Raw genomic sequence first — 13,227 nt, forward strand, 5'->3', positions numbered from 1 at the left:
ATGGAGGGTTTTGCTCCGTCAAAACCTACTGGGCCTATCCCGGCGCCGACAGAGCGGCGCCCTCCATTAAAACAACCTCACCTCGTCCTACCGTCTCCGGTTTCCGGAGGGACGGCCCCCTTGCCGTCCACCACCACCGCCGCGCATTTGGCGACGCGGCGGGGGGCGCGCGTTGGCGCCCGTCGCATTCCTGGCCGTCTCGGAATGATATTCATGAGCCGTATCCACCGGAATGGCTTTGCGGATCAAGCGTTCAATGGCGCGAAGAAATTCACGATCCTCGGCCGCGCAGAAGGAGACGGCATCCCCCGAGGCGCCGGCCCGGGCCGTTCTGCCGATACGATGGACATAGGTCTCCGGCTCAATGGGAAGATCATAATTGACGACGTGGGTGATATCATCCACATCCAACCCGCGGGCCGCGATATCCGTCGCCACCAGCACGCGGACTTTCCCCGCCTTGAACCCCGCCAGTGCCCTGGTACGCGCACTCTGGCTCTTGTTCCCGTGAATCGCCTCGGTCGAAATGCCATTCATCATCAGTTTTTGCACCACTTTGTCGGCGGCATGTTTCATCTGCACAAAGACAATCACGCGGTTGATCGAGGGATCCTTCAAGAGAGAAGCCAGTAGGGAGTCCTTGTGCCCCTTGTCCACAAAAAGCACTTTCTGGTCAATCTTCTCGACGGTCGGCTGTCCCGGAGTGATGGTGACATGAATGGGATCATGCACCATGGTACGGGCGAGTTCCACGACCTCCTTGGCCATGGTCGCGGAGAAAAAGAGTGTGTGGCGTTTCTTCGGCAAGGCGTTCAAGATCTGGCGGATGTCGCGGATAAAGCCCATATCCAACATCCGGTCAGCCTCATCGAGGACAAAGACCTCGACCTGATCGAGGCGGACATGCCCCTGTTGCATCAGATCCAGCAGGCGGCCCGGTGTGGCGGCCACAATATCGACGCCGCGGTTGACCGCCACCACCTGCGGCTGCTGACCCACCCCGCCGAAAATGGTGGTGTGCGTCACATTCACATGCCGGCCATAGGTCCGGATGCTATCCCCGATCTGGGCGACCAGTTCACGGGTAGGGCCCAGGATCAACACCCGGGGCCGCCCGCGGGAAGGCACGCGCTTGTGTTGGGTCAGATACTGGAGGATCGGCAGGGTGAACGCTGCGGTCTTGCCGGTTCCCGTCTGGGCACACCCCAACAGGTCACGTCCGGCCAGCAGGTGCGGGATCGTAGCCGCCTGGATGGGCGTGGGAATGGTATACCCCTCCTCGGCGACGGCCCGCTGCAGTTCAGGAATCAACGTGGTAAACACATCCGCGACGCTCGCAGGGGAACTGGCCGGCGGCCGATGGGCCGGCACCGAATGGGGGCTATGGGCTACGGGCGGGTGTTGATGGGGGACATGGGGGGCGGCGGGTTTCTGGTTAGGCATAAGGCTCGATCTCTCTTTTATCATCCGGAATATATCAGTTCTCACCTCCGGATGTGTGGAAGAGAAAGGTTCGCGTTTACCGCAAAAAAGGCATAACTACCCATTTATTAGACACTTCCACCGTCCTAATGTAAAGAAAAGACTTCCCTCGTAGGCGGTATTGACATCCGCGGGGTGTCCCCTTAATTTCAGAAGCGAACGGGAGAGACTATTATGCCCATTTACGAATTTTACTGCCATAAGTGCAATACGATCTACAACTTCCTGTCGCGCAGCATCCAGCCCGACAAGCGGCCCCATTGTCCCCACTGCAAGCGGATCAAACTCGACAAGCAGATTTCGGTATTCGCCCACACCGGCCGGGCCAAGGAAGCCCCGGCGGGGGGTGAGCCGGAAATGGCGATGGATGAGTCCAAAATGGAGCGGGCCATGGATGCCCTGGCCCGCGAGGCGGACGGCATGAGTGAGGAGGATCCCCGACAGGCGGCCAACCTCATGCGAAAATTCTCCGAAATGACCGGCATGAAACTCGGCTCAGGAATGCAGGAGGCGTTGAACCGCCTGGAAGCCGGCGAAAGCCCTGACGAGATCGAAGCCGAACTGGGTGACCGCCTGGAAAAGGAAGATCCCTTCATCATGCCCGACAAAGACAAAAAGGGTTCCACCAAAGGAATGCCACGCCCAGCCCCGAAACGCGACGCCACCCTTCACGAGATGTGAGAACGCCTATGCCCCCCAAGACCGAAAACCTCAACGTGCTGGAACTGATTCCGCTGATCACGCCCCGCATCCTCAAGCAGGAACTGGAGGCGTCTCCCTCCGTGCTCAGTAACGTGCTCGCCGCACGCCAGACGATCCGGGACATTCTGGCGGGAACCGACCCGCGCCTGCTCGTGGTGATCGGCCCCTGCTCCATCCACGACCCGGTGGCCGCCCTGGACTATGCCGCCCGGCTCGCGGCTCTCCGGCGGGAACTCGAGAAGGAGCTCTTCATTCTCATGCGGGTTTACTTTGAGAAGCCGCGAACCACCATCGGCTGGAAGGGCCTGATCTATGACCCGCACATGGATGGCTCCGCAGATATTGCCTGTGGCCTGCGCGTGGCCCGGCGCATGCTGTTAAAAATCAATGAGATGGGCCTGCCCACGGCCACGGAAATGCTGGACCCGATCGTACCCCAGTATACCGCAGATCTGGTCAGCTGGGTGGCCATCGGCGCCCGCACCACGGAATCCCAGACCCACCGCCAGATGGCCAGCGGCCTCTCCATGCCGATCGGCTTCAAAAACCGGACCGACGGCAATGTGCAGGTGGCGGTTGACGCCATGGAAGCGGCGCGCCATCCCCATAGCTTCCTTGGTATCGACGAGGATGGGCACATTGCCATCGTCCGGACCAAGGGCAATGAATGCGGGCATCTGATCCTGCGCGGCGCCAAATCGGGCCCGAATTACCAGGCCGAAGGGATCCGCGACGCCTGTGAACGCATGACCGCCGGGGGACTTCCCCCCAAGCTCATGGTGGACTGCAGTCACGGCAATTCCGGAAAAAGTTTTGCAGCCCAGGAAAAAGTCTGGGATTCGGTATTGGCGCAGCGCCATGGCGGGAATCAGTCCATTATCGGCATGCTGGTCGAAAGCAACCTGGGCGAAGGGAGCCAGCCCATCCCGAAAGACCCCGCCGACCTGCGATACGGCGTTTCCGTGACCGACGAATGCGTCGGCTGGGAAACCACCGAGCGAATGCTGAGAGGGGCGGCCTCCACCCTGAAGGGGAAATAAACAATGGAGGGTTTTGCTCTGTCAAAACCTTCGTAACGTGGCGCCGACCGAGTCTGCTCCTTACACGGATTTAAGAAGAAGACTTCACCACTAATTCAAGAAATGAAATAAATTCAGATTCAACCGAAGAAATCCAAAATGTTGCGGCATTATTAATTCGGGGCGCTCTTTCTGTCGGGTTAAACGGGAACGCGTTATGGTCTTCCCAGAATTAAAAATCCCGCAACGGTTTTCCCGGGGACATTAAAGAATCATAGCGAGATCTCGCCCTTGAGATTCTTCATTTCCCCTGATGTCCGGGGAAACCCGTTTGGCGATTTTTCGTGGCTGGCTCGTTACAGGGGAAACGGCCATGCCCATATCGCGCCAAGCCAGACATGACAAATCGCCAAACATTTTGGGCGCTTTTGACTTTCTTTCATTTCTTAAATTAGTGGTGAAGTCTTCTTGTATTTACGTGTAAGGAGCAGGACAGAGCGGCGCCCTCCACCGGCGGCTACCGTCCCGCCAGCAGTTTGCGGACGCCCACGATGGCGGCCTCGGTCTCGGCGACCCGCTTGCTGGAACCGGTTCCCTGCCCCAGCCGGGCGCCCCCGACAATCGCCTCCACCACGAACACTTTGCGGTGTGGCGGCCCCTCGTCGGAAATGCACTTGTACTCGGGCCCGCAATTGTAAAGGCCCTGGGAGAGTTCCTGTAACTTCCCTTTGGGATTGGCCATCCATTCGTCACTCGGCTTCTCGCCCAGCAAGGGGATCAGCAACCTGGCGACTATTTTTTCGGCGGCCTTGACGCCGCCATCCAGGTAGGCGGCACCAATCACCGCCTCCAGGCCATCCGCCAGGAGGGCCTCGCGCTTACGCCCCCCGGCCATTTCCTCCCCTTTCCCCAGACGCATGAAATCACCCAGCTGGATATCGCGGGCCACATTCGCCATGGCCTTGCCGCTGGTCACCCGGCTCCGCAGCTCCGTGAGGATCCCCTCATCGCCATCACAATCGATCCGGTAGAGTTGAGCAGCCACCAGGAACCCCGCCACCGCATCGCCCAGGAACTCGAGCCGCTGGTTATCCGTCGCCACATCCTTCACCTCATAGCGGTAGGAACGATGGAGCAACGCCATCTCAAGCAGGTCCCGATTGCTGAATTTATAGCCCAACCGCTTTTCCAGCTCACGATAAGGATTCGGTCGTCTTAAGCCTAATATCATAACCTCTCTCTTTCTTACGCCCGCGGGTGAAACTGCTGATGCACGGATTTCAGCCGGTTCTGGTCCACATGCGTATACACCTGGGTCGTCGCAATATCCGCATGCCCCAACATTTCCTGAATCATACGCAATGGCGCGCCGTTGGCCAGCAAATGTGTGGCAAAGGAGTGCCGCAGCGTATGGGGCGACACCTCCTTGGTGATTCCGGCCCGCTTTGCAAACAGTTTGATTTGTTTCCAGATGGTCTTGCGACTGAAGCCCGTGCCCCGCCGCGTCAGAAAGACCTGACGTACCGCCGGATTTTTGGCCAGTTTCGGGCGCACCTCCCGGAAATACCGTTCAATGGCCGCCCGCGCCGTCCCGCCCACAGGGGTCACCCGCATCTTGTTCCCCTTCCCCAGACAGCGGAGATAGCCACTCTCGAGGTGCAAATCCTCCAGCGTCAGATGGGTCAACTCCGATACCCGCAGCCCGGAGGCATAGAGCAGCTCCATCATGGCCCGGTCCCGGATGGCATGCGGATCATCCCCGATCACGGCCTTCAGCAGGGCATCCACCTCCTTGATGGATAACGTCGAGGGCAGAACTTTCCAGAGCCGGGGCGACTCCATGACTGCGGTCACGTCTTTTTCAATCAACCCCTCCTGAACGAGGTAGCGGAAAAACACCTTGATCGCCACCAGGCGGCGGGCAATGGAATTCATGGCGAGCCCGCGGTCACGCTCATGTTCAAGGTAGCCCAGCAGAAGTTTGCGTGTCACCTCCCGCGGGGTATGAATGCCGGCCGTCTGGGAAAATCGGGAGAAATCACACAGATCATGCCCGTATGCTTCGCGCGTTTTCGGGCTTAAGCCGCATTCAAACGAAATGTGGTCCAGAAATTGTTCAACCAAGGCTATCATCAAGGTCTTCTATAATGTCCAGCCACCTTTTGCAACTCCAGGAAACAGACAGCCTCATCAGGATTTTTAGACAGAATCTACAAAATGTTTAAAATGGGAAGAAATCCCTTACTTTGTGTTTAAAATAATTATTTTGTTCATTTTGTTCATTCTGTCAGAGCTCCCGTGATTTTCGCCTTTTCAAGTGAGTAACATCATGACTTTGCGCTTGTTTCACCCTATCCACTCACGTAGCATCTCACCTTCATTGTTTATGGAAAAATCTCAGACCATTATCCCGAATTTGATCGCAGGCGGAGCACAAAACAGAGGCCTTCCCGCCGATAGTGCCCTGCCTGTGGTCGTTTTCTATAATCTTTCGGACTTACTTGGATGCCCGGTGCGTTATGAAGACGAGGCCCGTCCGTTCGCCCGCCTGTATGACATCGGCGGCTCGACGGCCACCGCCTACCCGCTGGCCAACGCACTGGAGTTAACGCCCCAAAAGGGACGCCTCCACACCTTTTTAACCTGGAACGCCGTCCTGTCCATGACCGCAACGGAGACGGTCGTTCGCCGGACCACTGAACCGGCCCCAACCGCTGATTTCTGGGCACGGCGGGATGTGCTGGATGACCAGGTCGTGGATGTGTCCGGAGCCCAGGTGGTACGGGTCAACGACGTCCACCTGATTTATTCCGACAATAAGTTGATCTTCGGACATGTGGAAATCGGATTGCGCGGCATTCTCCGCCGGCTCAGGTTTGAACGCCCTGTCAATTTCATGGCCCAATGGCTTTTTGACTACACCATCAAGGATAGCTTTGTCACCTGGCGTAATATCCAAGTGATGTCACCCGGCGGGGTTCCGGGCGGACTCCGGGTCGACAAGCTCTCCGACCAGCTGGCTGATATTCATCCGGCGGAACTGGCCGACATCCTGGAGCAACTGGGGGTCAAAGACCGGCAGGCCCTCTTCAATTCCATGACCGTCGAAACGGCCGCCGATGCGCTGGAAGAGGTTGAGCCCGAGTTCCAACGGACCCTGGTCTCCCATGGCGAACCCGGGCGTGTGGCGGACATTCTCGAGGAGATGCCTCCTGATGAGGCGGCCGAGGTCTTACGTGACCTCGGACCGGACGCCCAGAACATCATCAACCGCATGGAAGGCGAAGCCGCCTCTGAAGTCAAAACCCTGCTCTCCCACAAGGAGGAGAGTGCGGGCGGCGTCATGGATCCCAGCTGCATTGAAGCGCATCCCGATACCACGGTCGCCTCCCTTCTGGAGCGCATCCCCAAGCTGACAGAAGAAGTCGAGGTCTACAACCTCATCTACATCGTCGATGAAAGCCGGACGCTGAAAGGCGTACTCAGCCTGCGGGAATTATTCCGGGCCCCGCCGGCCGCGACGCTGGAAAGCCTGATTTCCCATGAACTCATTACGGTAGCCCCCGAAACCCGGCTGAAGGATGTCGCCCGGGAATTTGCCAAATACGGGTTCCAGGCGGTTCCCGTCGTAAACGCCGAAGGCATTCTGCAAGGGGTCGTCCGCTACGACAGCGTCCTGTCTCATCTGGCCGAATTTTTAAACGATTGACGAGTTACTTATGGACCGTTTTAAAAAATGGAAAGCGCATCTGGCTCTCTTCGCTCTGGTCGTGGGGCCTGGAATCATCACCGCCAATGTGGATAATGATGCGGGCGGGATCGCCACCTACTCGGTGGCCGGCGCCAAATACGGGTACTCGCTGTTATGGGTGCTGGCCCCCACCTGCTTCCTGCTGGTACTGGTACAGGAAATGTGTAGCCGGATGGGCGTGGTCACCGGCAAAGGGCTGTCAGCGCTGATCCGCGAACGGTTCGGGCTGGGGATCTCCTTCTACCTCATGATCGCCCTGTTTTTCACCAACCTCGGCAATGTGGTCGCCGATTTCGCCGGCTTGGCGGCCAGCGCCGAGATTTTCGGCCTTCACCGCTGGTGGGCGGTCCCCGTGGGGGCCTTCCTTCTGTGGCACATGGTCATCAAGGGCTCCTACCGCACGATTGAACGGGTGTTCTTTATCGCCTGTGTCTTCTATGTATCCTACTTGATATCAGGCTTCCTGGCGGGGCCGGACTGGGGGCAGGCGCTCCAGGGCAGCATCAAACCGAATGCCCAGTGGGATTCGTCGACCCTTTACATGATTGTCGGCATTGTGGGAACCACCATCGCGCCCTGGATGCAGTTCTACCAGCAGGCCAGCGTGGTGGAAAAAGGCATCCCGCTCAAGCACTACCGGTACTCGCAGTGGGACACGGTGGCGGGCGCCATCGTGGTGACGATTGTCTGTTATTTCATTATGCTGGCCTGTGCGGCCACGCTGCATCGCAGCGGCATCCAGATCGCTGATGCGGGGGATGCGGCCATGGCCTTGAAGCCGGTGGCGGGCCGTTACTGTGCCGGGCTGTTCGCCTTCGGACTCATGAGTGCGTCCCTGTTCGGGGCGGCGATTTTGCCCATCTCCACCGCCACCAGCATCTGCGAGGCCATGGGTTGGGAACGCGGCGTGAACCGGAAATTCACGGAAGCCCCGCATTATTATTCCCTCTATACGATCGTGTTGTTTGCAGGGGCGGCGGTGGCCCTGGCGTCCAGCAAAGCCATGCTGATCCCCATTATGATCTTCTCGCAGGTGGTGAACGGGATCCTGCTGCCGGTGATCATCTTCTTCATGCTGCGCATTACCAGCGACAAGTCGATCATGGGCGCCCACACCAACAGCCGGTGGTTCAATATCGTCGCCTGGGCGGGCGCCATCATCACCGCCTCCATCAGCATCCTCATGGTGGTGATGACGCTGATTCAGTGAGGTCAGACCTTGATGATCCGGGCGCCAGGTTTGCCCGGGGTGCCGTTGGGGTTCTTGGCGGGCTGCAGATAAGGTTCGGACGCGTACTGCGAAGTGGTCCGCAACTGATCAAGGATTTCCGTCATGGAGTCAAACGCGGCTTCGCATTCTGTCAGAATCACAGGGACCTCGCCGGGTGGCGGGTTGTTTTTCAGGCGATAGAGACACATGCTCATCACCGTGGCAGGCTGGCCCACATGGTGGCACATGGCGCCCAGACTTTCGATCATCACGCGCTGGCGCTCGGCCCCGAGCTCAACTTCATGGCGTTTTTCAATCATCTGAATGCGATCCTCGGCCATCGTCACAATCCGCTCCATATAATGCTGCACGGCCGCCAGATCATCCTCATCCTGCGACAAGGTCACCTGCCCGGGAATACCGCCGTTGGCGATGGTGCTCAGATATTGGCGCAGGCGGACAATACTTACCGGATACTTGAATAACAGGGTGTAACCCAGAATGATAACGAGGAAGACAATGCCGCCAACACACCAGGCCGCGAGGGGCGGCAGGGCGGTGCCATCCAGATGGGATTTCCAGGCCCAGGCAAGGATCAGGGTCGGAAGCACCGTAATGAGCATGGCGGCCACTGCAACCTGCCCCCAGGCCCCTCGCCGCGAGAGGGAAAGCGACTTGCGATTAAGCGGCGAAGAGAGATGATGTATGGCATTTTTCATAAACCGTCACTGCCTCCATTACCCATGTCGAATTTAGGAGTCAGGGGGCAGAAAGGCAAGCGTGAAAGCGGGCCGAATCGACTCACATCTAATTCAGCAGAACTAAGATTTTCAGACAGAATTAACAAAATATACAAAATGGGGAGAAATCCCCTGCTGTGTGTTCCAAAATAATTTTGTTTATTTTGTTCATTCTGTCAACTTTCCCTGCCGAGCGAGACGTTCGCAGAGCCAGAGGCCGAAGGCGACACCCACGGCATCACTCGCCAGGTCCAACCACTCGAAGTTACGACCCAGACTGGGCAGGAGGAGTTGAAGGCATTCAGTGGCTAAGCCATAGGCAACCAGGGCCAGAATAAATACAGGGCGCCGCCATCCTTGGCTCCACGTGGCGGGAGCCGACCAGCGTGCCAGCCCGGTCAAAATGCCAAACATCCCGAAATGGGCGATCTTGTCCTGATGCGAGAGAAAGACATGCACCTCGCGGAATGTCCCTGCAGGGGCCAGCAACAGCCAATTGATCAACACAAGAAAAAGCAAGGTGACCGCTCGACGGCCCTTTGCCGGCCAATTCAGCCAGCCCCAGCGCATGACGTCAGGCGGAGATAATTTCAGAAAGAAATTCATATCAGCTGCATTATGGTGAAGATCACGATGATGATCAAGATTGCATCCTAAGGCAGGCAGGGCGCCACCTTGGTCTGCTTCAGGACTGCGCAGGTGGTTTTGACAGAGCAAAACCCTCCATTTGAGGAAGGTTCCCTACGCAACCGCATCGGTGAAGCGGGAGGCGATGCACAACACGCTGGCGGTGTCGGAAGGAGTGTAGTCCGGAACGAGGCGGTTCAGGGTGGCCTTGATGCGGGCGGCATCGTGCACATTGGCGTCTGCCGTAAGCTCGGCGAGCGTGGCGAGAATCTGATCGCGCCGGGCGGAACTGGTGGCCGCGTCACGACGCAACACCATGATTTTCTCATGCGGGGTCGGGACAATCCCCTCGCCATGGGTAATAAGCTCCTCATAGAGTTTTTCCCCCGGCCGCAGCCCGGTGTAGACGATCTTGATATCGCGATCCGGTTCCTTGCCGGAAAGCCGGATCAGGTCGCGCGCCATATCAGCGATTTTAACCGGCGTCCCCATTTCCAGAATAAAGATCTCTCCCCCTTCGCCCAGGGAACCGGCCTGAAGCACGAGCTGACTCGCCTCCGGAATGGTCATAAAGTAGCGCGTCATTTCCGGATCGGTGACGGTGACGGGGCCGCCGGCCTTGATCTGACTTTGGAAAAGCGGAATGGCTGATCCGGAAGAGCCCACGACATTACCGAAGCGAACCGCCATGAAGCGGGTTTTCGAGGCAGGCCGGGATTGAAGCAGGACCTCCACTACCCGCTTGCTTGCCCCCATCACATTGGTCGGGCGAACGGCCTTGTCGGTAGAGATAAACACACAGCGTTCGACGCCATATTTATCCGCCGTATCCATGATCGTCTGGCTTCCCAGGACGTTGTTGAAAACCGCCTCCCAGGGATTCAGTTCAACCATGGGAACGTGTTTGCAGGCGGCGGCATGAAAAACCACCTGGGGCCGGTAATGTTCAAATATGCGATCCATTAAGGGCCGATCCTGAACACGTCCCATGGCGGGAAAGATGTGAGGAAATTTGCGTTCCGTGCGGAGTTCCATCTCCATGCGATACAGATTGAACTCCGAGCCCTCGATCAGGATCAGCGCGGCCGGTTTAAAGCGGATAATCTGGCGGCATAACTCCGAGCCAATGGAACCCCCCGCACCCGTAACCGCCACCGTCTTGCCGGTCAGGTAGTGACCAATCCCCTCGATATCGAGCTTCACCGGCGACCGACCGAGTAAATCCTCGAAGTTGACGGGGCGTAGATCATTGATGGTCACCTGGCCATCGATCAAGGAAGTCAACGAGGGCAACGTCCTGAACGGCAGTCCAGATTTTTCACAGAGGGTGACAATTTCCCGCATCCGGTCACCAGCCACCGAGGGCATGGCAATGAGCGTCTCGGTGGCCTGAAACGCTTCGGCGAACCGTTTCAGATGAGTGACAGGGCCACGGACAGGAATCCCGAGCAGGGAACGGTGGTGCTTGGTCGAATCATCATCCAGACAACAAACGATGCGGAAAGGAGACAGGAGATTCCCCTGGACCTCGCGGATGATTTTATCTGCGGCATCGCCTGCGCCGATAATGATCAGGTTCGTCTGATGGGGCGGAGTATCGTCCGCCTCAGCCTTCCAGCCCGGGATCTGTTGCCGTATCGAAAACAGCATCCGGATCCCCGCCCGGATCCCCCCGCAGAAAAAGAGGGTGAAAATGCTGTCGGCAATAAAGACCGAACGGGGATAGCCGGAAAAGCGGATCAAGAAGGTCAGACCGGCCATGATAATCAGCGTGGCGAGCAGGGAGGCCTTGAGCAGGCGCACGGCATCGGGGATACTGGTATAGCGCCACATCCCCCGATAGACCCCCATGAAAAAGAAGGTAGCGACCTTGACCGAGACGAGCCAAGGCAAGATGACCAGGATGTTATGGTATTCGCCATGAGGAATAGCGCAGGTGAAGCGCGCAGCATAGGCCATGAAAAGCGACACCACAAAAAAGATGATGTCGGCGCCGACTAACAGGTAGAAATTGCGGTTTTTTAATTGATGGATCATGGGAGTTGTGTGGGAGAGAGAATACAGAATCCAAAATCCAGAGTCCAGAATTTATTCAGCACCCCGAAGCGGGTGCAACTCCTCTTGTGGGAGGGGCGCTATAGGGCCCTTGACGCTCTCCTGCTCAGAGGGGAGGTCGACAAACAGGTTTGGGAAGTAAAACGGGAGGATTTTCCCGGGAAAAGCGATGCGGAGGCGGCCTTTTTCAGAAGGACTCTCGATATAGCCTTCCTTGAGGCCCAACTTGATGATTTCGGCCGTCGTGGTCGCTCCTTTTCCCGTCAGCATGGAGACGCGCTCGCGTGAACATTCCCCCTCGTCCACCAGCGCCTTTACAACGCTCATGAGGGCCTCACGGTGTTTCGGCAAATGCAAGGCGTCATAGGCAAAGTAGCGTTCGACCCGGGTGCGCAGGTCGGCCAGATTCAGCAGGCTATCCATAAATTTAACCTGATCAAGGATCGTCTCCAGGAAAAAGGCGCAGAATCGTGACAAGCCGCGCTCGGAGAGATTGCCGCGTCCGTCGTAATCATTCTCCCGCGCCCGATCCCCCTCCTGTAGTCGTTCATAATAAAGACGCCGGGCCCGGGCGAGGCCGCGGGAAAGCGTCCATAATCCGCCGCCATCAAGTCCATGACGAATCAGCAGCGCGCGAGAATGAATGCGGGCGACACGTCCATTACCGTCGCCGAACGGGTGAATCCAGGCCAGACGGTGATGCGCGGCGGCAATGGCCACCAGACGGTTTGTGGCCAAAATGTGTTCATCGCCGTAGACTTCCTTGAAGCGGCTGAGGAATGCCGGCAACATCGCGAAATCAGGCGGGGTGTGTCCTCCCACGTCGACCGGGTAATCCCTGAGCTGACCCGGTACGATCCGGTACTCCTTACCGTTTGCCGTTCGTGAGATGTGCATGGATTCGGGAAGCCGACGGTAAAACTCACCGTGGATCCAGCACAGGAATTCCTGCGCGTAGACATCTACTTTTTCCCCACGAAGACGCGCCTCCATACTTTCCTCGGTCTGGATGTGAGCCAAGGCAAGTAATTGGTTTTCTCTTTGCTTCACGTCACGGGCGAAATCCTGTTCGCGCGCCCGCTCAATATCACGAGGCAATGTTTTGTGGCCTTCAATCAGGTTTGAGTAGTAGCAGTTCATGTTCCGGATAAGCGCGGCGATTTTTTCCCGGACCACACCCGAGCGCACCTTGCCGTTGAGTTCGCCCACGGCGAGCGTAATCGCCTGGGCAAGCTCCGCCAACTCCCTGCGCTCGATATTAGGCAACAGAGGGTCCATGGATGAAATCCTGCGATAGACTGCTAATTCATCACTCATAATGAAGATCTCACTGAAGATCATCAATAACAATCAACTTGTTCTTTATCAATAAGATACAGATAGTATACGCAAGAATATATAATAAAAACGAAAATCTTTATTCAAGGGGCGTAGGGCGCAACAGAGGGCGAGCGATTAGGGTGCTGGCTCTTGCGCGCTATGGCATTACCATCAAACGACTGGTCTTTAAGAATGCCTAGCGCATCTTTTACCAATCCCGCCACCCGTTCCACACATCTGCCTCCGTCAGCGCCGTGCTGGGCGGCTGTTGTCACGTCCTGATTTCCGTTTGACACTTTTCCATTGTTAACTGATCTGCTT

Annotated in this window: 12 protein-coding genes; 4 read left to right on the forward strand and 8 right to left on the reverse strand. The window is 57.3% G+C overall.

Annotated features, from left to right (window positions below):
- Positions 1-87 precede the first annotated feature (87 nt).
- Positions 88-1,443, reverse strand: a complete 1,356-nt coding sequence (locus WCS52_14665) for a DEAD/DEAH box helicase (GenBank protein MEI6168422.1) — start codon at positions 1,441-1,443, stop codon at positions 88-90.
- Positions 1,444-1,656: 213 nt separating this feature from the next.
- On the opposite strand from WCS52_14665, the gene WCS52_14670 reads away from it, so the two are divergent.
- On the forward strand, positions 1,657-2,163 hold the full coding sequence (locus WCS52_14670; protein ID MEI6168423.1) for a zinc ribbon domain-containing protein: 507 nt from the start codon (positions 1,657-1,659) through the stop codon (positions 2,161-2,163).
- An 8-nt stretch (positions 2,164-2,171) separates the two neighbouring features.
- On the forward strand, positions 2,172-3,224 hold the full coding sequence (locus WCS52_14675) for a 3-deoxy-7-phosphoheptulonate synthase (protein MEI6168424.1): 1,053 nt from the start codon (positions 2,172-2,174) through the stop codon (positions 3,222-3,224).
- Between the two features lie 496 nt (positions 3,225-3,720).
- Here WCS52_14675 and rnc read toward each other — a convergent pair whose 3' ends face one another.
- Complete coding sequence (gene rnc / locus WCS52_14680) at positions 3,721-4,434, reverse strand: ribonuclease III (protein ID MEI6168425.1); 714 nt, start codon at positions 4,432-4,434, stop codon at positions 3,721-3,723.
- Positions 4,435-4,448: 14 nt separating this feature from the next.
- Positions 4,449-5,336 (reverse strand): site-specific tyrosine recombinase XerD, encoded by an 888-nt coding sequence (xerD, locus tag WCS52_14685; protein MEI6168426.1) that lies wholly within the window; start codon positions 5,334-5,336, stop codon positions 4,449-4,451.
- Positions 5,337-5,589: 253 nt separating this feature from the next.
- Here xerD and WCS52_14690 point away from each other — a divergent pair, with 253 nt between their 5' ends.
- Together WCS52_14690 and WCS52_14695 are read left to right on the forward strand one after the other, a co-directional pair.
- A complete protein-coding gene (locus tag WCS52_14690) occupies positions 5,590-6,912 on the forward strand; it encodes a CBS domain-containing protein (protein MEI6168427.1) in 1,323 nt (440 codons plus the stop codon).
- Positions 6,913-6,922: 10 nt separating this feature from the next.
- Positions 6,923-8,164, forward strand: a complete 1,242-nt coding sequence (locus tag WCS52_14695; GenBank protein ID MEI6168428.1) for an Nramp family divalent metal transporter — start codon at positions 6,923-6,925, stop codon at positions 8,162-8,164.
- Between the two features lie 2 nt (positions 8,165-8,166).
- On the opposite strand, the gene WCS52_14700 is transcribed toward WCS52_14695, so the two are convergent.
- The 5 genes from WCS52_14700 to WCS52_14720 form a co-directional block, all read right to left on the reverse strand.
- A complete protein-coding gene (locus tag WCS52_14700) occupies positions 8,167-8,883 on the reverse strand; it encodes a hypothetical protein (GenBank protein MEI6168429.1) in 717 nt (238 codons plus the stop codon).
- A gap of 189 nt (positions 8,884-9,072) precedes the next feature.
- Complete coding sequence (locus tag WCS52_14705; protein MEI6168430.1) at positions 9,073-9,510, reverse strand: VanZ family protein; 438 nt, start codon at positions 9,508-9,510, stop codon at positions 9,073-9,075.
- A gap of 135 nt (positions 9,511-9,645) precedes the next feature.
- Complete coding sequence (locus WCS52_14710; GenBank protein MEI6168431.1) at positions 9,646-11,568, reverse strand: nucleoside-diphosphate sugar epimerase/dehydratase; 1,923 nt, start codon at positions 11,566-11,568, stop codon at positions 9,646-9,648.
- A 51-nt stretch (positions 11,569-11,619) separates the two neighbouring features.
- Positions 11,620-12,903, reverse strand: a complete 1,284-nt coding sequence (locus WCS52_14715) for a Fic family protein (protein MEI6168432.1) — start codon at positions 12,901-12,903, stop codon at positions 11,620-11,622.
- Positions 12,904-13,007: 104 nt separating this feature from the next.
- A partial coding sequence (locus tag WCS52_14720) for a hypothetical protein (GenBank protein ID MEI6168433.1) occupies positions 13,008-13,227 on the reverse strand: 220 nt, incomplete at its 5' end.

This window comes from bacterium (assembly GCA_037128595.1).
Lineage (GTDB): Bacteria > Verrucomicrobiota > Kiritimatiellia > CAIKKV01 > CAITUY01 > JAABPW01.